Origin of the sequence: Vreelandella jeotgali Hwa (genome assembly GCF_000334215.1) — a bacterium.
Classification (GTDB): Bacteria; Pseudomonadota; Gammaproteobacteria; order Pseudomonadales; family Halomonadaceae; genus Vreelandella; species Vreelandella jeotgali.
Genome location: NZ_AMQY01000014.1, coordinates 279,003 through 299,341 on the forward strand (window position 1 = coordinate 279,003; position 20,339 = coordinate 299,341).

The 20,339-nt window shown below is 61.6% G+C and carries 18 protein-coding genes and 1 tRNA gene; 17 read left to right on the top strand and 2 right to left on the bottom strand.

Annotated features, from left to right (window positions below; all coding sequences use genetic code 11):
• The first annotated feature begins 45 nt into the window (after positions 1–45).
• The 10 genes from C793_RS13655 (at position 46) to C793_RS0107340 (ending at position 9,433) form a co-directional block, all read left to right on the top strand.
• Positions 46–555 (top strand): pilin, encoded by a 510-nt coding sequence (locus tag C793_RS13655; RefSeq protein WP_017430285.1) that lies wholly within the window; start codon positions 46–48, stop codon positions 553–555.
• 54 nt (positions 556–609) lie between these two features.
• Entirely contained in the window at positions 610–1,035 is a 426-nt protein-coding gene (locus C793_RS0107300; RefSeq protein ID WP_156804972.1) for a pilin, read from the top strand.
• Between the two features lie 107 nt (positions 1,036–1,142).
• A tRNA-Pro gene (locus C793_RS0107305) sits at positions 1,143–1,219 on the top strand.
• 266 nt (positions 1,220–1,485) lie between these two features.
• The gene (locus tag C793_RS0107310) at positions 1,486–2,073 is read left to right on the top strand and encodes a rhodanese-like domain-containing protein (protein ID WP_017430287.1); all 588 of its coding nucleotides are present in this window, start codon (positions 1,486–1,488) and stop codon (positions 2,071–2,073) included.
• 78 nt (positions 2,074–2,151) lie between these two features.
• Positions 2,152–2,625, top strand: a complete 474-nt coding sequence (locus C793_RS0107315) for a DsrE family protein (protein WP_017430288.1) — start codon at positions 2,152–2,154, stop codon at positions 2,623–2,625.
• A gap of 213 nt (positions 2,626–2,838) precedes the next feature.
• Positions 2,839–3,582, top strand: coding sequence for a ZIP family metal transporter (locus C793_RS0107320; protein ID WP_017430289.1), 744 nt, complete (start codon positions 2,839–2,841; stop codon positions 3,580–3,582).
• Positions 3,583–3,708: 126 nt separating this feature from the next.
• Positions 3,709–4,320 (top strand): TetR/AcrR family transcriptional regulator, encoded by a 612-nt coding sequence (locus tag C793_RS0107325; protein WP_017430290.1) that lies wholly within the window; start codon positions 3,709–3,711, stop codon positions 4,318–4,320.
• Positions 4,317–5,684 (top strand): efflux RND transporter periplasmic adaptor subunit, encoded by a 1,368-nt coding sequence (locus C793_RS0107330; RefSeq protein WP_017430291.1) that lies wholly within the window; start codon positions 4,317–4,319, stop codon positions 5,682–5,684. Before C793_RS0107325 ends, C793_RS0107330 begins: the two co-directional genes overlap by 4 nt.
• Positions 5,681–8,806 (top strand): efflux RND transporter permease subunit, encoded by a 3,126-nt coding sequence (locus C793_RS0107335; RefSeq protein ID WP_017430292.1) that lies wholly within the window; start codon positions 5,681–5,683, stop codon positions 8,804–8,806. Before C793_RS0107330 ends, C793_RS0107335 begins: the two co-directional genes overlap by 4 nt.
• Before the next feature lie 117 nt (positions 8,807–8,923).
• Positions 8,924–9,433 carry a cytochrome c gene (locus C793_RS0107340; RefSeq protein ID WP_083871908.1) on the top strand — a complete coding sequence of 170 codons (510 nt, stop codon included), beginning with the start codon at positions 8,924–8,926 and terminating at the stop codon, positions 9,431–9,433.
• A 60-nt stretch (positions 9,434–9,493) separates the two neighbouring features.
• On the opposite strand, the gene C793_RS0107345 is transcribed toward C793_RS0107340, so the two are convergent.
• Positions 9,494–10,717: a PcfJ domain-containing protein gene (locus tag C793_RS0107345; RefSeq protein ID WP_017430294.1), complete on the bottom strand. Its 1,224-nt coding sequence runs from the start codon at positions 10,715–10,717 to the stop codon at positions 9,494–9,496.
• A gap of 744 nt (positions 10,718–11,461) precedes the next feature.
• On the opposite strand from C793_RS0107345, the gene C793_RS0107350 reads away from it, so the two are divergent.
• The 3 genes from C793_RS0107350 to C793_RS0107360 all read left to right on the top strand — a co-directional run bounded on the left by C793_RS0107350 (position 11,462) and on the right by C793_RS0107360 (position 15,030).
• A complete protein-coding gene (locus C793_RS0107350) occupies positions 11,462–12,862 on the top strand; it encodes a trimethylamine monooxygenase (protein ID WP_017430295.1) in 1,401 nt (466 codons plus the stop codon).
• Positions 12,863–12,955: 93 nt separating this feature from the next.
• Positions 12,956–13,483 carry a hypothetical protein gene (locus tag C793_RS0107355; protein WP_017430296.1) on the top strand — a complete coding sequence of 176 codons (528 nt, stop codon included), beginning with the start codon at positions 12,956–12,958 and terminating at the stop codon, positions 13,481–13,483.
• A 29-nt stretch (positions 13,484–13,512) separates the two neighbouring features.
• Complete coding sequence (locus C793_RS0107360) at positions 13,513–15,030, top strand: molybdopterin-dependent oxidoreductase (protein WP_017430297.1); 1,518 nt, start codon at positions 13,513–13,515, stop codon at positions 15,028–15,030.
• A 319-nt stretch (positions 15,031–15,349) separates the two neighbouring features.
• Here C793_RS0107360 and C793_RS0107365 read toward each other — a convergent pair whose 3' ends face one another.
• Positions 15,350–16,768: an IS1380 family transposase gene (locus C793_RS0107365; protein WP_083871872.1), complete on the bottom strand. Its 1,419-nt coding sequence runs from the start codon at positions 16,766–16,768 to the stop codon at positions 15,350–15,352.
• 69 nt (positions 16,769–16,837) lie between these two features.
• Here C793_RS0107365 and C793_RS0107370 point away from each other — a divergent pair, with 69 nt between their 5' ends.
• From C793_RS0107370 to C793_RS0107385, 4 genes are all read left to right on the top strand, one after another.
• On the top strand, positions 16,838–17,695 hold the full coding sequence (locus tag C793_RS0107370) for a hypothetical protein (protein WP_017430298.1): 858 nt from the start codon (positions 16,838–16,840) through the stop codon (positions 17,693–17,695).
• A gap of 228 nt (positions 17,696–17,923) precedes the next feature.
• Positions 17,924–18,700: a MipA/OmpV family protein gene (locus tag C793_RS0107375; protein WP_156804952.1), complete on the top strand. Its 777-nt coding sequence runs from the start codon at positions 17,924–17,926 to the stop codon at positions 18,698–18,700.
• A 162-nt stretch (positions 18,701–18,862) separates the two neighbouring features.
• Positions 18,863–19,630: a 7-alpha-hydroxysteroid dehydrogenase gene (gene hdhA, locus C793_RS0107380; RefSeq protein ID WP_017430300.1), complete on the top strand. Its 768-nt coding sequence runs from the start codon at positions 18,863–18,865 to the stop codon at positions 19,628–19,630.
• A 120-nt stretch (positions 19,631–19,750) separates the two neighbouring features.
• Positions 19,751–20,206: a hypothetical protein gene (locus C793_RS0107385; protein ID WP_017430301.1), complete on the top strand. Its 456-nt coding sequence runs from the start codon at positions 19,751–19,753 to the stop codon at positions 20,204–20,206.
• Positions 20,207–20,339 lie beyond the last annotated feature (133 nt).

Below are 20,339 nucleotides of genomic sequence, written 5' to 3' on the forward strand. Positions count from 1 at the left end.
TAAAAAAGGGGCCAGTGGCCCCTTTTTTATAACGGAGACAAAGACATGAAGAAATTTCAGCGTGGTTTTACCTTGATCGAGCTGATGATTGTGGTAGCGATCATCGGCGTGCTGGCGTCCATCGCCATTCCGCAGTACCAGAACTACACCGCGCGGGCGCAGGTGGCAGAAGGGATTAGCCTGACCGCTCCGCTGAAATCAGCGCTGTCCGAATTTGTTGCCCTGACCGGGGATATGCCAAAGGATACAGATGAATTAGAAGATGAGTTTGAGGACCTGACAAGTGGCATGAGCGGTAAGTATGTGGATGAGGTAACGCCTCATGGTGTTTTTGATTCCAGTTATAGAGGCAGCACCAGGAAAAGAAGTCTGTTTCGTTTGACATTCAAGGATTCAGGCATTAATCCGGATCTCCAGGAGAAGTCCATGATCATGTTTGGCCGCTTCGCCGATGACGGCAAAACCATCGAGTGGTTTTGTGAATCTGCATCAAATGACGATGCCTCCATACCCGACAAGTATTTCCCCGGCTCTTGCCGCACCGCAAAAGACTAAAAGGACATTTTTGTGACTGTAGTTAAAAACCGTGGTTTTACTCTGATCGAGCTGATGATCGTGGTAGCGATCATCGGCGTTCTGGCGTCCATCGCCATTCCGCAGTACCAGAACTACACCGCGCGGGCACAGGTGTCCGAGGCGTTGAGTGTTTTGAGCGGCGTCAAGGCCAAGCTGGCAGAGGAATACGCGTTTGAGGGCACTTTCGGTGATGCAAAGGATTTAGGAGAGGAGGAGCTTGTCAGTCAAGCTCGCTACATCCAGAGCGTGGACTATTATTATAGCGATCAAGATGTTGCGATCGGTATGGAGATGCGTAATGAAGCTCCGGTGGCTTCCGCGATACAAGGTAGGAGGCTGCGTATCGAATTGAAAGCCAATGACGGAGCGATCACGTGGGAGTGTATGTCAGCCAAGGATAGCCCGATCAAAAAGAAGTACCTGCCGGGCAGCTGTCGCGGCGACACAAGTGATTTCTAGAACCTTGAAGCTCTGACGAAAGAAAGCGCTGCCAGGGCTTTTCTTTGCCAGCCAAACGCGCTATAGTGCGCCCCGTCTTGAGGCCACCCGCCCAAGACACAAAGAGCCGGAGCGTGGCGCAGCTTGGTAGCGCGTTGCAATGGGGTTGCAAAGGTCGCAGGTTCGAATCCTGTCGCTCCGACCAGAAATATGTTGAGAAAACGGCCACTTGGCGCATTCGCTGAGTGGCCGTTTTTTTGTGCGTTTGGCTCCAGGTGACAAATATTACAAGGTGAGAGCGGTCTTGTCGGAGGGTCTCCAACACCGGTGATACAAGCGGTATTCACTGCCTCGTAATAGTCTAGCCACTCATCTATGCAGGTGCGTCCAAATGCCCCTATGCAGAAGATTCGTTATGGGATTAGATTCAGAGTCTTCAGCATATTAGTTATTTACTTAGAGGTTTTTGTTATGAAAATGACGCATCTGCTGGCGAGCTCACTGCTGACGGCGACGCTGGTGGCCGGTCCGGCGCTGGCCGAGGGTGACGCTGCCGCCTATCGAGAGACGCAACTGGGGCTCTATCTGACGGCAAGCGAGGCTTATGAGCTGATGCAGGAGAACGCGCAAGCCGTGCTGATCGATGTGCGCGACCCCGTTGAGGTCAAGTTCACCGGTTTCGCCGAGCCCACCGACATTCACGTGCCCTGGGTTCTGGCGGACCGCGACAACTTCGATGAAGAGGCCGGCACCTGGTCGATGGTCCGGAACACCGATTTTGAAGCCCAGGTGCGTGCCGAGCTGGAAGCGCTCGATGTGGCCGAGGATGACCCGATTATCGTCATGTGCCGTTCCGGTTCCACGCGTAGCGCACCGAGTGCGGATGTGATCACCGAGATGGGTTTCAGTGACGTCTATTCCGTAACCGACGGCTTCGAGGGCAGCAAACTTGAGAAAGGCGACTCTCAAGGCGTGCGTGCCGTCAACGGCTGGCGCAATTCCGGGCTACCCTGGAGCTACGAGATCGCCCCTGACGTTGCCTGGCGCCCGGCCGAATAAGCGATTGTCACGAGACCGTGCTCGGCTACTGCCGAGCACGCTTCCCCCTGATTGACCCCAATGACTCGAGGTAACACCATGAGCTTCAAGACGATTCTTGGCGCAGCCATTGCCGCTGGCACCATGAGCCTGGGAAGCATTGCCCTGGCCGACACTTCTGGCGGGAATGCTGCCGATGACAAGGCGCTGGTGACATTGACCAGCGACTCGCTGCAGACCCAGGGCATGGCGATGATCCTCTCCAACGCCATGCAGCAGCAGGGTGCTGACCTGAATGTTCTACTCTGCGATGCCGCCGGCGACCTGGCTGTCCAGGGCCATGAGAGCGCCGAGCCGTTCAAGACGCCTGCCATGAGCGAGGTGGATCAGATGACCCCGGAGGCGATCCTGGGCAAGCTGGTCGATAATGGTGCCCAAGTGGATGTTTGCGCCATCTATCTGCCAAACAGCGAGTATGGTGAGGCAGACCTGCGTGAAGGCGTCGGTGTCGCAGCGCCCGGGCCGATTGCCGAGATGATGCGTGACTCGTCCATCCCGGTGTATAGCTTCTAAACTAAACCGAAGAAGTTGCTCATGAGTAGCCTTCGGTTTGCCGAGCCGTCGGCCACCTGGCGATATTGCCTTGCAGGCACGAATTTCGTCCACGAATTGAGCGGCCAGGTGTTTCTGAGCACCCATGACGCCTGGCAGGGGCTGCGTGGCGAGCCGGCTCTCCCCCGGCTCGGTTCTCCGCTACATCCTTATTCCCCGTGAACGAGGCCACGCATGGACACTTCGCTCTGGTTTATCGCCGCCGCCGCTATGCTGACTGCCGTCATGACGGGTGTCGGCGCGCTACCCCTGGTGTTCGTCAAACGCCTGGGGCAACGTACTGTGGGCTGGTCGAACGCCGCCGCAGCGGGCTTGATGCTGGCTGCGAGCCACAGCCTGATTACCGAGGGTGTCACGCTGGATGTCACGCTGACGTTTATCGGTGTACTGCTCGGGCTGGGTGCCATTGTGGTGTCGGATAAACGGCTGTCCAGCAAGGGCGAGGTCGAGATAGCGGAGTTGAGAGGGGCGAATGCGACCCGGGCATTGATTATTCTTGGCATTATGACGGCCCACTCTTTTGCAGAAGGCGTCGGCGTGGGCGTCTCCTTCGCGGGTAGCGAAGGACTTGCCACCTTCATTACCACCGCCATTGCCTTTCACAACGTGCCCGAAGGCCTGGCTATCGCACTGATTATGGTGCCGCGCGGTACACCGGCCTGGAAGGCCGGCCTATGGGCTATCTTCACCAGCCTTCCACAGCCGCTGATGGCGGTTCCCGCCTATCTCTTCGTTGACACCTTCAGGCCGCTGCTGCCGGTTGGCCTCGGGCTCGCTGCCGGGGCCATGATCTGGATGGTCTTCTCGGAGCTGTTTCCCGAGGCGTTGGAGCGTGTCAGTAGTGGGTCGGCCGCCACGGTTGTCACCCTGGCGTTCGCCGCCATGATGGTGTTCCAGATGTTGGTGCTGGCTCAATAACCCAAGCTGCCTCTTCATTGAGCGGTGCGTCATTGAACGGCGCGTCATTGAACAGCGCGGCCTGCTGGCAAGAAAGGATCTTTGCCACTAGGATAGTAACTAATTACTATCTTTTGGAGAGCGGCCATGCCAAAAACGCATTCCCTGCCCGCGGAAGAGCGCAAGGAGCGTACCGTGCGTACCGTGGTGGAGCTTTGCGCCGAACAGGACCCCGCCCGCATCACCACCGCCGCTATCGCCGAGCGCATGAAGGTGACTCAGGGGGCGCTGTTTCGTCATTTCGCCGGCAAGGACGAAATATGGCAGGCGGTCGTGGCCTGGATTACCGAGCGGCTCATGCGGCGTCTGGAAGCAGCCGTTGATTGGCGCGAGACACCGTTGACGACCCTGGAAGCGATGTTCATGGCGCATACCGACTTCATTGCCGAGTATCCCGGAGTGCCGCGTCTGATGTTCGGGCAGCTGCAACACGCGGAGCCGACGGATGCCACACGGCTGTTACGCGCCATGCTGGCAAAATACCGTCAACGACTCGCGGCCATTCTGACAGAGGGCAGGGCGAGCGGTGAGCTGCGTGCCGATCTGCATATCGAGACGGCGGCCACTCAGTTTATCGGCACCGTGCAGGGGCTGGTGGTGCAGTCGTTGGTCGACGGCGAGGTCATGCGGATCGCCGAACGGGCACCCTGTGCCTTTCTGCTCTACCGCCGCGGCATTCAGGCCGGGGAGGCGACATGAGATCTTCGCTCAGGCGCTGGGGACGCGGCCTGTTAATCGCCGCGGGACTGGCAGTCGGCAGCCTGCTGATCGTGGTTTTCGTCGTCAATCGCCAGGCCCCATCGCGGGATGCGGCCGCTGCAAACGCCCCCGTCGTTCGAGCCATCGAGGCCGAGCCGTTGCCCTTTGTCATTGAAGCCCGTGGCTACGGCACCGCGCGACCCGCGCGCACCTGGGATGCTACCGCCAACGTGCCGGGGCGGGTCGTCGAACGCCATGAGAACCTGGAGAGCGGCACGCTACTGACGAAGGGCACCTTGTTGCTGCAGATCGATCCCGGTCGCTATCGGCTGGCCAGGGCCGAAGCACAGGCAGAAATGGCGAGCCTGGCCGCGGAGCAGGCGCAGCTGGAGAGGGAAGCCGAGAACATCCGGCGTCTGGTCGCTCTGGAGCGCGAGCGTCTGGCGCTGGCCGAACAGGAGCTGACGCGCATTCGGCGCCTGGCGGACAGCGGCTCGGTATCCCGCTCGCGGCTGGGCGCCGAGCGCCGCACCGTTCTCGCTCAGCGCCAGACCGTGCAGTCGCTGGAAAACGAGCTTCAGCTGGTTCCCTCACGGCGCCAGCGTGTGAAAGCGGAAACCGAGCGGGCCGCCACGCGTCTGGATCAGGCACGCCGGGATCTTCAGGATACGCGTTTCGAGGCGCCCTATGACCTGCGCCTGGGCGAGGTCGAGGCCGAGAGGTATCAGTATGTCAGTGCCGGTCAGCGGCTGTTCCGTGCCGAGAGTATCGAGGCCGCCGAGGTGGTGGCCCAGGTACCGATGAACATGCTGCGCCGTCTGCTCGGCACCCAAACCGTCCGCGATGCCCATGACGAGGTTCTGGATATCGCCCAGCGTGTGGATTTTTCCGCCATTGATGCCGAGGTAACGCTGGCCGCGGGGAAAAACGCCCGCTGGCCGGCTCGGGTCGTGCGCATTGCCAACGGCCTGGACCCGACCACGCGTACCGCCCGGGTCGTGGTGCGAGTTGACGACCCCTACCGTCAGGTGGCGCCGCTGACGCACCCTGCGCTGGTGCGGGATATGTACGTGCGGGTGCGGCTGGCGACCGGAGCGCCGGCGCCGCGGATGGCGCTGCCGGCGTCGGCGGTCCATCAGGATGAGGTTTACCTGATCGATGATGAAAACCGCCTGATGCGTCAGCCGGTTCGAGTGGCCTTCGAGCAGCACGACCTGGCCGTCATCGCGGAAGGGCTCGAAAAGGGGGACCACGTTATACTCGATGATGTCGTGCCGGCGATAAGCGGCATGGCCATCGAGCCGCAGCGCGACAAGGGCGCGGCGAGACGTCTGCGCCGGCGAGCGCTGGGAGAAGCACCATGATTCGCTGGTTCGCCGGCCACCCCACCGCCGCCAATCTGCTGCTGATTCTGCTGCTGGCGGTAGGGCTGCTCGCCGTACCCAACCTCAAGCGCGAGACCTTTCCCGATTATCGCCCCGGCGAAGTCAGTATCGAAATGAAATATCGCGGCGCCACCGCCGCGGATGTCGAGGATCAGATCTGCCGTCGCTTTCACGATGCCCTGAGCGGCGTAGACTTCCTCGACGAGTTCAACTGCGTGGCTCAGGACAATCTGGCCAGCGCCACGGCCACCATGGAAGGCGATGGCGACATTGCCCGCTTCCTGGACGATATTTCCACCGAGGTCGAGGCCATTACCGACTTTCCCCGGCGCGCCGATCCTCCGGTCGTCCGCGAGCTGCACCGCAGCAATCCGGTGGCGGCGGTGGCCGTGGGCGGCGACATGCCGCTATCCGATCTGGAAGACCATGCCAAAACCCTCGAGGACCGGCTGGATCGCTTGCCGGGAGTCGCCAGGGTCGATATCCAGGGGCTCTCCCAGCGCCAGTGGCAGATCGAGATTCCCCGGGAGGTGCTGGGTCAGTACGGTCTCTCGGCGCATCAGCTGGCGGGAATCCTGGCCCGCCAGAACATCGACATGCCGCTGGGCAGTCTGGAAACCCCGGATCAGGACATCCAGCTGCGCTTTACCGACCAGCGCCATACGCTTCGCGCGCTACGCGACGTCGTGGTCGTGTCCGGCGCCGATGGGGCCGAGCTGACCCTGGGACAGATCGCCACGCTGCGAGAAACACCCGAGCGCGAGGAAGCGAAGATTCGGTTCGACGGTCGGCGCGCTCTGGTTCTGGAGGTGCACAAGACGCTACGCGACGACGCTCTGGACGTGATGAATGGCTTGCAGACGGTCATCAAAAACGAGCGGCACCGCCTGGACGGCGACGTTTCGCTGACCCTGACCCAGGACACGACCAGCATCGTGCGCGACCGTCTGCAAATGCTGGTCGAAAACGGCGTCATGGGGTTTGCGCTGGTGATGCTGGTGATGAGTCTGTTCTTCCGACCGCGGCTGGCGCTCTGGGCGGTGCTGGGGCTGCCGGTAGCCTTCCTGGGTGCCTTCGCGGTCATGGGACTCGGCGGCCTGTCGCTGAACATGATCACCCTGGTGGGGCTGCTGATGGCGATCGGTATCGTCATGGACGACGCCATCGTAATCACCGACAGCATCGCTACTCATGCCCGCACGGCGGCCAATCCTCGGGAGGCGGTGGTCGCGGGAACACGCAGCGTGCTTGCCGGGGTTGTCTCTTCCTTTCTGACCACGGCGGCGGTCTTCGTGCCGCTCGCTTTTCTGGTCGGCGAGCTCGGCGAGGTACTCAAGGTACTGCCGGTCGTTCTGGTTGCCGCGCTGGCGGCGAGTTTGATCGAAGCCTTCTTCATTTTGCCTCATCACCTGAAGGGCAGTATTGACCGTCTGCAGGCCGATCCGTCGCGGCGGCGCGCCGGCTTCGAGCGTCGTTTCGAGCAGTTTCGCGAACGGGTCGGGTGCCTGGTCGATGCCGGCATTCGCTGGCGGTATGCAGTACTGGGCGGCGTGTTGATCCTGCTGCTGGGCTCCGGCGGCTACCTCGCCGGGGGCCATGTCGGCAGCGAAGCCTTGCCGGAGATCGACGGCGACGTGCTTGAGGCGCGCATCCTGATGCCCCAGGGGACGCCGCTGGCACGCACCGAGGCGGTCGCGTCCCGAGTCGAGAAGGCCCTGCGCGATATCGATGAGCGGCTGACCCCCGAGCAGCCCAATGGCGCGTCGCTGGTGCGCGCCATCCAGGTACGCTTCAATCATAATCCCAGCGCCCGCGAGGCCGGTGCCCATGTCGCCACGGTGTTCGTCGATCTGCTTGGCGCCGAGCGGCGCAGCCTGAGCCTGAATGAGTTGACTGCGGCCTGGCAGGACGAGATCGGCGATATTCCCGGACTGCTCAGCCTGATCATTCAAGAGCCGGGCTTCGGACCGGCGGGCATTCCCATCGAGGTGCGTTTACAAGGAGAGAACCTGGATGAGCTGAAGGCCGCTTCTCTGGAGCTCAGCGAGCATCTCAACGGCTACAAGGGCGTATACAACGTCATCGACGACCTGCGTCCCGGCAAGCCCGAACGCCGTCTATCGCTGGCTGAAGGCGCCCACGGGCTGGGGCTGAGCACCGAAGAGGTCGCCACACAACTGCGCGCCGCCATGCTCGGGGAGGTCAGCGATACCCTGCGCATCGGTCAGCGCGATGTGGAGATACTGGTACGCCATGCCGAAAAGGATCGGCAGAGCCTGGATGACCTTCAGGACCTGACCGTGCAGCTCCCGGAAGGAGGTCGAGTGCCCCTGGAGGTGGTGGCGCACATCGACAAGGCGCGAAACTGGGCGCGTATCAGCCGCATCGACGGCCGGCGTACGGCCACGGTAACCGCCAGCGTGGATGCGACATCGGCCAATGCCCAGGCGATCGTCAATGACCTCCGGCAAGGCTGGCTGGCCGACTTCCATTCACGCCACCCCCGGGTGACGGTCGACTTCGAGGGGCAGGTCGCCCGCTCCGCAGAGACTGGCGGCTCAATTCGGCGCGCGCTGCTGATCGGGCTGCTCGGCATCTTCGTCATTCTCTCCTTCCTGCTCAGGAGCTACGCCGAGCCGCTGATCGTCATGCTGTCGATTCCGCTGGCCTTCGTCGGTGCGCTATGGGGTCATGTGGCGATGGGCTTCTACCTCTCGATGCCCTCGCTGATCGGCGCGGCGTCGCTGGCCGGCATCGTGGTCAACAACGCCATCCTGCTGATTCACTTCATCAAAAGCTATCGCACCTCAGGGGAGTCGGCTATTGCCGCGGCGGGTCAGGCCAGCCGTGATCGCCTGCGCGCCATTCTGATCTCGACAACGACCACGGTTGCCGGGTTGCTTCCGCTACTGGCCGAGACCAGCGCCCAGGCGACGGCGGTACAGCCGCTGGTTATTGCGGTGGTGTTTGGCCTGTTGACCTCCACCGTGCTGGTATTGGTGGTGATCCCGGCACTTTATGTAATCTTCGATGACCTGGGCTGGACAAGGGTAGAGGACGCTGCGCCCGGCGCCTGGCGTCAGGAGGTGAAGGCGAGTTGAGGCGTATCGACTCGTTTATCGAGCATCGCTGCCCGGTGAATACAAGCCGTTGAATACTAATTGTTAAATACAAACTGTTGAATACAAACCAACCAACGTGACCGTGAGGTACAAACCATGAGCAAACGACAGACACATCGCATCCTTGTATCGGCTGCCGCACTGGCTGGCCTGACATTGAGTGCTACCGTTTTCGCGGCGCAGCCGGTAGGTCCCGATTTGACCGAGAAGCTGCGTGGGCTTCTGGTCAAGGAGATGGTCGAGGTCGAGGCGACGATGCAGGAGACCTATAGCGCCATCATCCAGGGCCGTCATGATGAAGTCGCGCAGAAGGGCCGGGCCATTCACGACAGCTTCATTCTGGAACAGTCATTGACCAAACAGGACCGTGAGGACTTGAAGGCGGCGGTTCCCGAGGCGTTTCTGCAGATGGACACGCACTTCCACCAGCTGGCGGCATCTCTGGCCGAAGCGGGCAAAGAGCAGAATACCCAGGCTCAGGTCAGCACCTTCAGCCGCATGACCGAATCCTGTGTGGCCTGTCACAGCCGCTATGTGACGGACCGCTTCGAGGGGCTGGAAGGCCAGTCATTGCCCGAGGACTGGGGGACCAACGCAGTGCGCTGATCGCTTGCGCCCCCGCGGGTGCGTGAGCGCTGCCGGTGCGCCGCCCATGATCGGCAACATCTATTCGGCTTGTGGCCCAAGCCAGGCCTGAATCGCCTTCATTGCCGCGGCTGAAGGGCGGGCGTTGGCTTTGCCGCTGGCTTCGCTGAGCAGCCAGGTACGTCCTTGAGGGCGTAGCGCGACGGTGACCGGCTCCGGGCTATGCAGGTGATAAATGGCTATCTGCCCGGCGGCAATGGCACCGTCGTAGGCGCCAATGCAGTGGCGCATTGTTTTCCCTTCCTGCAGCAGTCCGTCCCAGCTGATGATGGGGTCGATGTGTTTATTGCCGGGCAGCGGCGGGTCGGGATAAAAGCCGTGCCGCTGCAGCAGGGTGATGGGGTGCGATGTTCGCTCGGTTTCATGCCGAGCGGCGTTAAGCCGCTCCACCAGGCGGTCGTGAAGTCGGTTGAGTGTCGCCAGCGAATCTACGCGTTCGGGTCTGCGGTCGCCTGCCGGCAGCATGCGTTCCACATCCTGCAGCGTGCTTTGCAGCCGGGAGGTAGTGCCCACCGGCAGTTGTTGATCGCCCGGCGCGTTGTAGGTGAAAAGCTCATCAATCATGGCGGGCAGGCCAGGCCAGCGGTCACCGTTAAAACGCCCGAGAAAGAGCAGGTGATCCAGGCTCGGGGTGGCGTAATGGCGCAGTATGGCCAGGTTGGGCTCATGGGTCAGCGCACGGCGTATGGCCACAATATCGCCGCGGGTCATCGGGCGTAGCCGGCAGCGCCTGATCAGCCGCGCGCAGGATTTTGTGCCGAGAATCCCGACGGCGCTGCATACGTCGGCCTGCTTGTTGGCCAATACGTGAGCCAGAACTTCCGGCGTCCACGTTTCCTCAACGCCACGCTCGACGAGCATGATCAGTAGAAGCGGCGCGCTGGCCGCGAGGTCGCGTGCGGCACTTAACCGGCCGCATGCCTGTGCCAGTTCCACGCCGATAAAAGGCGCCAGCGATATGGCGCCCCGGACGGTTTCCGGCATACCTGCCAGCAGCTCTTCTCCCTGTATCGTTTCCAGCATTGTCCATTCAATGCCCGGTGACGCCAAAAAGTCGCCGCGAGCGAGCAACTCGCCGTCGTGCAGACTGTGCCAGGTGAAGGGAGTCGCCGAACGCCACGCGGCTACGTGCAGAGTCAACGGATAGCCCACGGCCCGGGAGACGTCCAGCGTTCTGATGGGAGGGTGGCATCCATCGTTGACCGGCACCTTACGGCGTCGTGCAACAAACCATTTTTTCAGCATCGGTCCGTTCCGTCCGAGGAGCAAAAGGGGCGCGGCATTGCCAACAGAGGCGTCTCGAACGCAGAGGCACAGGTCAATGCGGCGCGGGGGGAATGTGATCGCTGCGAAGAAGCGGTAGCAAACATGCGGTGAGTGCCTCCAGGCGAGTAACAGGGCAGCATCATGCATGGCGAATGCGACATACCGAGTCGCATGGTGATTGCACCCGTGCTGGTGCTCCCGGACACCCGCGAATGAATGGATCGATTGTTCATTGCCCGGCAGCGGCGGGTCCGGAGACAGGCCTGACGGACAATCGCGCTATGTAGGCGAGCACTGTGGTGCCACACGCAGTTGCCGAAAATGCCTAAAAGAAGTACTCTCATAAGTGAAAGTTATGGATGCCGCAACGGCTCCGGCTACCCGTGCGAATTTTCCCCCACGGTAGCCGCCAGGTAGTGCAAGGACAGGCAGTTCAGGATACCACTTCGGCCCATGCGCCACCCCCTGATATGTTTTCGGCACGCTTCGCCGCCGCCTGCGCACTACCTCCGCACACGATACGTGACGTAAGCGCCTGTCTATCCCGGCCGGCATACGGTCCGGTGATGCTTTAGGCCTGCCCGCACCGTGCAGGCCCGGGTATGTTTTGTGTTTTCAATCAGGCTGTACCACGCAGCGGGCGTCCATGACATCCAGCCATGCGGTTATTGCGCAGTGCTCTGAGCCTGCCTGCGCGGTACTCGTCGACCGGAGCATGATGATATGACCCAACGCGTTGCCATTATTGGGGCCGGCCCCAGCGGCCTGGCCCAGCTGCGTGCCTTCCAGTCCGCTGCCAAACAAGGCGCCGAAGAGATTGAACTGGTGTGCTATGAGCGCCAGAGCGACTGGGGCGGCCAGTGGAACTATACCTGGCAGACCGGCCTGGATAAAAACGGCGAACCCGTGCATAGCAGCATGTACCGCTACCTGTGGTCCAACGGTCCCAAGGAATGCCTGGAGTTTGCCGACTACAGCTTTGAAGAACACTTCGGCAAGCCGATTGCGTCCTACCCGCCCCGCGCCGTGCTCTGGGACTACATCCGGGGCCGCGTGGAAAAGGCTGACGTCCGCCGCTTCATCCGCTTTAACTGCCCGGTACGCCACATCAGCTTCGACGATGCCAGCAGCCAGTTCACCGTGACCGTGCACGACCACGAGACCGACACCGTGGAATCGTCCACCTTTGATAATGTCGTGGTCGCTTCCGGTCACTTCTCGACGCCCAACAAGCCCGAATTCCAGGGCTTTACCGACTTCAACGGCCGCGTACTCCACGCCCACGACTTCCGCGACGCGCTGGAATTTCAAGGCAAGGACCTGCTGCTTATCGGCTCCAGCTACTCCGCCGAAGACATCGGTTCGCAGTGCTACAAGTACGGTGCGCGCAGCATCACCACCAGTTACCGCTCCGCCCCCATGGGCTTCGAATGGCCGGAAAACTGGGAAGAAAAGCCGCTGCTGGAGCGCGTTTCCGGCAACGTCGCGCACTTTATCGACGGTACCAGCAAGCGCGTGGACGCTATCATCCTGTGCACCGGCTACCTGCACCACTTTCCCTTCCTGCCGGACAGCCTGCGGCTGAAAACCAACAACCGCCTCTGGCCGCTGGATCTCTACCAGGGTGTGGTCTGGGAAGACAACCCGCAGATGTTCTACCTGGGCATGCAGGATCAGTGGTACACCTTCAACATGTTCGACGCCCAGGCCTGGTTTGTGCGCGACGTGATTCTGGGCCGCATTGCGCTGCCGGAAAAAGCCGAAATGCAGCGCGACAGCGCCGAGTGGCGCGCCCGCGAGGAAGGGGTTGACGATCCCGAGGCGATGATCCGCTTTCAGGGCGACTACGTGCATCACCTCATCGAGCAGACCGACTACCCCAGCTTCGACATCGAAGGCGTGAACCAGACGTTCCTCGCCTGGGAGCGCGACAAGCACGCCGGTATCATGACCTTCCGCGACCGCTCCTATCGCTCACTGATGACCGGCACCCAGGCACCGGCCCACCACACCCGCTGGCTGGACGCCATGGACGACTCGCTGGAAGCCTTTCTCAACGACCCGCGTGAAGACAAGCCCGCCACGCGCAAGGCCAGGGAAACGTCCGGCTCACGCAGCGCGTAGCTCGGGTCGCTACCGTCACCGCCCGGGTCAACAGACTGACCCGCATTATCCCGCGTCAATTCCGATGATCCTTGATGGAGGCAGCCCATAGTAATGGAAGACGAAAACTCTCCGGCTCTGCGTGCCGGCGTGGACTTTCGCGGCAGCGAAAATGCCACTCGGCGGGTGCTTCGGCACGTCAAGCCGGGCAAAAATCGCGCTCCGCTGTTGCGCTACGTGCGCTTCAACCTCCCGCGAACCACGCGGCTGCTGCTGATTGCCATGGTGGCGCTTATCGGCGGTGCGTCGGCGGCCGTGGCGCTATCGAGCCACGCGCCGTTTCCCTTCGCGATGCCCGTTCTGTGGGGTGTCGTCGGCGCATCAGCCGTGTTTGTCGCCGTAGGTTTGCTGACCGCAGCTCGCCTGTGGAACTGGGGGCTTGGAATCGCGCTGGCATCCCTGCTGGTTTACCTTGGCGGCCTTGTGGGCAATGCGCCGTATGTCTGGAACGGGGCCAGCGTGGCGGCCGCCGCGATCTGGAACCTGACGCTGGTAGGCGCTACCGGCTACGTCGTGCTGTTTGCGGCACTGCGCTACGGGATGATCGTCGCCGCTCCCGACAATCAACACTTCTTGGACTGACATAAGCTGGACTGACATAAGGCTTGGCAATGGATCTCGGATTTCCGTGGTGGCTTCGCGTAGAGCACTTCCTCAATATCATTTTTATTTCTTTTCTGGTGCGCTCGGGTCTCGAGATTCTGGGCTCGTACCCCAAACTTTACCGCTCGCAGCATAGCGTGCCCGGCTCCTCCTGGGCGCAGTTTACCAATCGCGAGGAGTCGAAGCATAAGTACTACACCGTGGGCGAAGAGTACAACGACTACTCCCCGCGCGTGTCGCTGCCCGGGCGCGGCCTGCTGGGGCTCGGGCGCTATTGGCACTTCATCACGGTGACGGGGTTTGTGAGCTGCTGGTTTATCTATTTTGTGTTGCTGCTGGCAACCGGCCAGTGGCGGCGCTATGTGCCCACCAGCTGGGACGCGTTTCCCCAGGCGGGTCAGGATATGCTGGCCTATCTCGCCTTTACCATGCCCCACGCCGTGGAAGGCTCAGTGTTCAACTCTCTCCAGCAGCTGTCCTACGGCTTCGTGATACTGGTGCTGACGCCGCTGGTGATTCTGACCGGTGCCTTTCAGTCGCCGGCCATTGCCAACCATTTTTCGCGCATGAACCGTATCCTCGGCGGCCGCCAGGTGATTCGTAGCGTCCACTTTTTTTGCCTGGTGGGGTATCTGGCCTTCTTCTCCATACACGTGCTGCTGGTCTTTGCTCACGGCTATTTGCACGAGACGTCCAAGATGGTGCTGGGGCACTCCAGCAGCCCGCTGTTGGGCGGCGCTATTTTTACCCTCGGCCTCGCCCTGGTGGTGACGCTGCACGTGGTGGCTACGCGATGGTCGCTGGCGGACGGCCGCGCCGTTGAGAGGCTGCACAACCGGATTGTGCGGCCGTGGTCGAACCTGCTGTATAAGCTGCCCGCGCGCATGCACTACGACCGCTCGAATATCACCGGCAAGGACGTGGGGCTTGCCAACACCACCCAGCACTTCCGTGGCAGCGGGCGCCCGCCGGAAGCGGACGAATACCTGGCGCTGATGGCCAACGGTTACGAAGACGACTACGTGCTCGAGATCGGCGGCTACGTGGAGCGCCCGATGACGCTGACGGTGGCGGAGCTGCGCGAGCTGGCCGCGGGCTACTCACAGACGACGCTGCACCACTGCGTGCAGGGCTTCACCTCGATTGGGCGCTGGCGCGGCATTGCCCTGGCGGACCTGCTGGACATGGCGGGGCCCCTGCCCGGCGCGACCGACGTCGTCTACACCAGCTTCCAGAACATGGGCCGCGATGACGCCCTGTATGAAGGCGGCACCTACTACACGTCCACGCCGATGGTGGAGGCGCGGATGCCCCAGACGATGATTGCCTTTGAGCTTAACGAGGAAGGCGAGATTCCGGCCAAAAACGGTGCGCCGGTGCGACTGCGGCTGGAAACCTCGACCGGGTTTCGCAGCCTCAAGTGGCTGGAGCGTATCGAGGTAGTAAACCGCTACGATATTATCCTTGAGGGTCGCGGCGGCTTCTTCGAGGACACGGACTTTTTCGACCGCAACCAGCTGATCTGATCGTCTGTGAACAGATAAAGGAGGCCGCACCATGACCTTGAAGAAAAACACACGCCCGCGTACCCAGGCCGAGCTCGATGCTGTTATCCCGCCTCATTCACGAGGGGGCTGATCGGGCTGTCTGAAGGTGCTGGTTGACGGAATTGCTCATTAGGACCGTAATTTCTGACGCGAGCGGCCGCTGAGTAATGCTCACACGCGTCTTTTAGCCCGCTTTCTTATAGCTTTTGGGAATCAATTCCAACCGTCAAAGCAGCCGAGACCGCCGGCCGCCGCTGCGGTCGCTTGATGTCGGGTCCTGTAGTGGTCTCGCGGGGTGTCAGCTCAGCGCGGCCAACTTCGGCAGCCCCTTCAGCAGTGCCGGCCACCACTTGTCGGCGGCGGCGCCGAGGTGAACCGTGATGCGCCGAGCGTGCAGCCTCAGCGTGGCGGCCACCTTGAGCACCTGCTCGCGCATCCGGCTCAGGCTCCAGCCTTGCCGGGTCTGCCGCTCCAGCAGGCAGCGCAGGCCATGTAGCACCTGATAGGCGTAGAGGCTCAGCAGCAGGCTCACCTCGTTGCGGGCCATCACGTCCTGGACGGTGGAGGCGCCGCGATCGGTCGACGAGAGGTGTACGTCGAGCGCCGACTTCACCTCGCCCATGTGCGCCTCGGCGCTGCCGCGCTTGCGGTAGAGCGCCAGAACCTTCTCCGGCGGCCAGTCGAACTTGCCGAGGTTGGTGACCAGGAAGAAGGCATGCAGCAGCAGATCATCGGGGCGTTCCTGCACCACCAACACCACGCGCCGTGGCGTCGGCCAGGTACCGGCCTGGTATTCAAGGTCGTGGCACCATTCCCGAGGCTGCTCGGGCGGCCGGCCGCGGGGCCGCTTCAGGTAAGGCGCCGCCAGCTTCTGCAGGCCGGTGTGACTGCGCAGCCGGCCCAGGTACTCGATGTCCCGCTCTTCTAGGGCCTCCAGCGTGTCGTTGTCGGTGAAGCCGGCGTCGATGCGCACCCGAACCTGGGCGCCAGTGCTTTCGTTGAGCCGCTTCACCAGGTGAGGGATCCAGGTATCGGCGTTCTCGGCGGGGCCAGCGTTACCTTCGCGCAACAGGCCGCCCACCATGTCACCGGTTTCGGCCAGTGAGGCGACCAGCGGCGAGTAGATGCGGGCCCCGTACAGGCCATGATAGGCCGAGCCGCCCTGGTGGCCGTGGACCTCGATCGGCAGGCCGTCGATATCCAGCGTCAGCTGCTTGGGGCGTTCACCGTTCTTCAGCGAGGTCAGGCGCCAGAGCACCAGCCGCAGCAGGCCTTCGTGCACGGTATCGATGTTGTCGTTGCGCCCGAGACAAGTCAGCAACCGCGACAGCGTGGCTTGAGACGGCCGCTCTTGGGCCAGGGGCGTCATGCCACGTGCATCGCTGCAAGCCAGCTGCCAGAGCGGATCGTGACGCAGCGTGTCGGTATCGTCCAGGTCGATCCAGCCCATCGCCCGCTGCATGACCACGGTGCGTAGCTGGCTGGCCAGCGAATGACGGATACGCAGTGGGTGTCGTCGATCGACCAGGTTGTCGTCGAGGGCCTCGATCACGCCGCTGTTGTCGAGGGCTTCACGCAGCAGCAGAGCGCCGCTGTCACTAGTGGTGCGGTGGCCGCTCAGCTCGACACGGACGGAGCCGTTGCACGAGGGCGACCAGGTCGTTAGGGTTTCACCCATGGCGAGTGGTCCTCTTGAATCGTGTTCTGGCAGGAACATCCTGATTCTACAAGAGAAAACCACTCGCCATCTTCGTTTTCAGGCCGGCTTCATGAATAAGCCAGGGTTATGGCCGCGCGCCCCAGGCCGGTGCGCAACACCTTTGAAGGCATGTACCCGCTGCACGAGGATCTGGAGCTCTCGGACGAACAGGTGCAGATCGTGCGGGACTACCTGCAGGAGGTGAACTTTCACCTGCCCGGCGCCGCACCACATGAGTTTCTCGTAGTCCGCTGGGCCCGCTATAGCGGGTTTCAGTTTATGCATGAACCGCTGGAAGCCTACGCCGTCGGGCTGCGCTGCACGCACCCCGGCATGGAAGACCAGCACACCTTCATTCGCATGTCCTGGGGCCAGCTGATGGGCGACCCCGAGGCCGTGCGTCTGCCGGTCAACGAGCCGGTGCTGGCAAGCGACATGATGACGCTGGCACGCTATCGCGATACCCGTACCGGGCCTTCTCGCACGGGCGTTGACGCCTATGATGCTGGGTCCGATGGCGCTGTGGCCGAGCCGGTGCCGGGCGCCGATTTCGATCTGAAGCTGTTGAACGGGGCGCTCGACGACGTGCTGGAGCAGCAGCGTACCGGCAAGGGCCGCGAAATAAACTCATGGTGGAACCCGGCGCTTTATTGGGGCGTTGCTCTTGCCGGGCGCTACCCGCGACTCAAGTATTTTGAGTCCAAGGGGCTTGAGTCAAAAGGGCACCTCGATGAGAACACCCTGGCGGCCTTGCACGCTTTCGAAGCGCGGGCTGCGCGCGCGGAAGCAGTGTTGGAGGAATTGGGGCTGGCCTCGCCTGAATCCGTGGCCGAGTCTGCGCTCAAACAGGCGGAGCAAGCGGAGAGTGGCAGGTTTTCCCGCCGGCATCGTATCCGTGACCCAGAGTCGCTCACCGAATCAGAACCTGACACCCGGCGCCAGTAAGCAGGCCGTCTTGTTATCCTGGATCAATGAATCTCTGGTGGCTAAAACCTACGCCACCAGGGTGCCATGAAGCCATCTATCTGCTCCTGGCTCCCTTCCTCATCTGCTCGGTCGACGATGGCAGCTATCCTGCCACGAAGCCTGAATTAATAAATCTTCTTGTATACATACAAACATGAACGTATATTAGCCGATCACTCTATATATTGAAAATGGCTAATCAAAGTAATGAAACAGAGTAACCTGTTGATAAACCTGCTCGTAGTGCCACTGGCCATGACGGCGTTGGCCGGGCCGACTCAGGCCGCTGGCGCCGACGATGAATGGTCAGTCGGTCTGGGGGTGGGCGCTGCCTGGTCGCCGGAATATCGCGGCGCTGATCGCAATGACTGGGAAGCGCTGCCCTGGATTCAGGCAAACAAGGGCCGCCTGTCCCTGGACCCCGTTGAAGGGCTGAGCTATGACCTTCTCGCGGAGGAGAACTGGACGCTGGCCCCCACGCTGTCTTATGCCCGAGGGCGTGATAACACGGGCGCCCTGGATGACTTTGACGACGTGCATGGCAGTCTCATGGCCGGTTTTTTGGCCAGCTGGACGCATGGCCCCTGGCAGCTGAACGGTGATATTGCCGGGCCGGTAACGGGAGACCTTGAAGGAGTGCGTGCGCGCGGCTATCTGCGCTATCGAGGCCAGTTCAGTCAGCGCCTGAAATTTGCCGTTGGCCCAGGGGTTACCTGGGGTAACGGGCGCTGGAATCAGGCGCTGTTCGACGTTTCCGCCAGGGACGCGGCGAACTCGGGTTTGCAGCGCTATCACGCCGGGGGAAGCTACATTCGGAGCAGTATGAACGGTCGCCTGACCTTCCTGTTGACTCGCAAGCTGAGTGTGTCGGCCATTACTCGGTATAGCCGTTTGATGGGCGACGCAGCCGACAGCCCGATCGTCGATGATGTGGGTGACAGGAATCAGTGGCTGGGCAGCCTGGCACTGAACTATCAGCTCTGATGAGCTGGCCGCCACGGCGTTGTCTGGTACGTTGATAATGCCGTGGTCACGATTGAGTGTGTCGTCTTTTGAATGTGTCTTTTCTGTGTGCTTTGGGCGCACGGTCATGAATGCAGGATTCTTCAGTACTGATGAAACCAAGCAATGAAAAGAGAGGTTGGTATGTACGATCCGAAAAATTTCACCCTTGAAGGCCAGGTCGCCGTCGTTACCGGGGCCGGGGCGGGTATCGGTCGCGCTATTGCCGAGACCTTTGCCGCTGCCGGCGCTGCGGTGATGGTCAGCGACCTGAAGGTGGAAACCGCGCAGCAGGTCGCAGACGAGATCAAGCAGCAGGGCGGCAAAGCCGCGGGCATCGCCTGTGATATCACCAGCGAAGATGACCTGATCAAGCTGGTCGACGCTACCACAGAAGCATTCGGCAAGCTCACGACGCTCGTCGGCAATGCCGGCGGCGGCGGGCCGAAACCCTTCGACATGTCGATGGAAGAGTTTCGCTGGGCTTATGAGCTGAACGTGTTTTCGCTGTTTCGTCTGTCGCAGCTGGCCGCGCCCGAGATGGAAAAGGCCGGGGGCGGTGCGATCCTTGCCACTACCTCAATGTCGGCGGAGAACAAGAACCAGCGCATGGCGTCTTACGGCTCCTCCAAGGCTGCAACAAGCCACCTGGTGCGCAACATCGCGTTTGACCTGGGGCCCAGGGGTATCCGGGTGAATGCCGTTGCGCCCGGTGCGACGCGTACCGACGCGCTGAAATCCGTGCTCAACGACGAGATCGAGCAAACCATGCTGGCGCATACGCCGATCAAACGGCTGGGCGAGCCCGAGGATATGGCCAACGCCGCGCTGTTTCTGTGCTCGCCGGCGGCAAGCTGGGTCAGCGGTCAGATCCTGACCGTATCCGGCGGCGGCGTGCAGGAACTGGACTGAGCCATCCCCAAAGAGCTGCCATAGGCAGATTCAGCGGCCGGATTATGACGATGCACGGCAGTGGTTCGGCCGTGCGCCTATGCAATGCCTGAAGGAGATACCGTGACAGAGGCAAGTCCCATGCCCACGCAGGGAAAAATCCTGCGGGGCGCGGTTTTAAACGGCTTCGTCAATGCCGTCATCAACGGCGCGATCCAGATCTATTTTCTTTGGGGCAGCGCGACCATTCCGCTGTCGGTGAACAAGATCGTCAATGACAGCCACACGGTGTTGGGATCGGCTGTGCCGCTGGCGGTTTCCCTGGCGATGATCCTGACGGTAGTTGCCTACGCGACGCTCAAGGCGCCGAAAAAGCCTTTTTGGCCGTCGGTACTCTGGCTGACCTTCAAGCACGGCATGTTTGCGTTTGGGCTCTGCGTAACAGGGGCCGTTATGTGGCAGAACGCGAGTGGAACGGTAACCGTGTCGCTGACGACGGCGGTGACGGTGCTGGGCATTATCGCTGGACTGGTTGCGGGAGTGGTCAACTATATGACGATTCGGGCCAGTGTATTGTCTGAACACGATCGCATTTGATCGATACAGGTCGATATTCGCGGGCGATCAGCAGCTGGTCCTGCTTAAGAATAGCAAGGTTCAGTGGGTTGCTCAGGGGAGCTGCATTATCTTTATGGTGCCCTGGTTTGCCGGTTGGACGCGCGGTCTGGTG

What these genes read in the sequence shown, in the direction of transcription:
- C793_RS0107315 (WP_017430288.1), top strand. Translation starts at nt 2,152, where the DNA reads ATGAGCTTCAAGACGATTCTTGGCGCAGCCATTGCCGCTGGCACCATG.
- C793_RS0107375 (WP_156804952.1), top strand. Translation starts at nt 17,924, where the DNA reads ATGAAACAGAGTAACCTGTTGATAAACCTGCTCGTAGTGCCACTGGCC.
- C793_RS0107300 (WP_156804972.1), top strand. Translation starts at nt 610, where the DNA reads ATGATCGTGGTAGCGATCATCGGCGTTCTGGCGTCCATCGCCATTCCG.
- C793_RS0107355 (WP_017430296.1), top strand. Translation starts at nt 12,956, where the DNA reads ATGGAAGACGAAAACTCTCCGGCTCTGCGTGCCGGCGTGGACTTTCGC.
- C793_RS0107330 (WP_017430291.1), top strand. Translation starts at nt 4,317, where the DNA reads ATGAGATCTTCGCTCAGGCGCTGGGGACGCGGCCTGTTAATCGCCGCG.
- C793_RS0107350 (WP_017430295.1), top strand. Translation starts at nt 11,462, where the DNA reads ATGACCCAACGCGTTGCCATTATTGGGGCCGGCCCCAGCGGCCTGGCC.
- C793_RS0107345 (WP_017430294.1), bottom strand. Translation starts at nt 10,717, where the DNA reads ATGCTGAAAAAATGGTTTGTTGCACGACGCCGTAAGGTGCCGGTCAAC.
- C793_RS0107360 (WP_017430297.1), top strand. Translation starts at nt 13,513, where the DNA reads ATGGATCTCGGATTTCCGTGGTGGCTTCGCGTAGAGCACTTCCTCAAT.
- C793_RS0107320 (WP_017430289.1), top strand. Translation starts at nt 2,839, where the DNA reads ATGGACACTTCGCTCTGGTTTATCGCCGCCGCCGCTATGCTGACTGCC.
- C793_RS0107325 (WP_017430290.1), top strand. Translation starts at nt 3,709, where the DNA reads ATGCCAAAAACGCATTCCCTGCCCGCGGAAGAGCGCAAGGAGCGTACC.
- C793_RS0107385 (WP_017430301.1), top strand. Translation starts at nt 19,751, where the DNA reads ATGCCCACGCAGGGAAAAATCCTGCGGGGCGCGGTTTTAAACGGCTTC.
- C793_RS0107340 (WP_083871908.1), top strand. Translation starts at nt 8,924, where the DNA reads ATGAGCAAACGACAGACACATCGCATCCTTGTATCGGCTGCCGCACTG.
- C793_RS0107310 (WP_017430287.1), top strand. Translation starts at nt 1,486, where the DNA reads ATGAAAATGACGCATCTGCTGGCGAGCTCACTGCTGACGGCGACGCTG.
- hdhA (WP_017430300.1), top strand. Translation starts at nt 18,863, where the DNA reads ATGTACGATCCGAAAAATTTCACCCTTGAAGGCCAGGTCGCCGTCGTT.
- C793_RS0107335 (WP_017430292.1), top strand. Translation starts at nt 5,681, where the DNA reads ATGATTCGCTGGTTCGCCGGCCACCCCACCGCCGCCAATCTGCTGCTG.
- C793_RS0107365 (WP_083871872.1), bottom strand. Translation starts at nt 16,768, where the DNA reads ATGTTCCTGCCAGAACACGATTCAAGAGGACCACTCGCCATGGGTGAA.
- C793_RS13655 (WP_017430285.1), top strand. Translation starts at nt 46, where the DNA reads ATGAAGAAATTTCAGCGTGGTTTTACCTTGATCGAGCTGATGATTGTG.
- C793_RS0107370 (WP_017430298.1), top strand. Translation starts at nt 16,838, where the DNA reads ATGGCCGCGCGCCCCAGGCCGGTGCGCAACACCTTTGAAGGCATGTAC.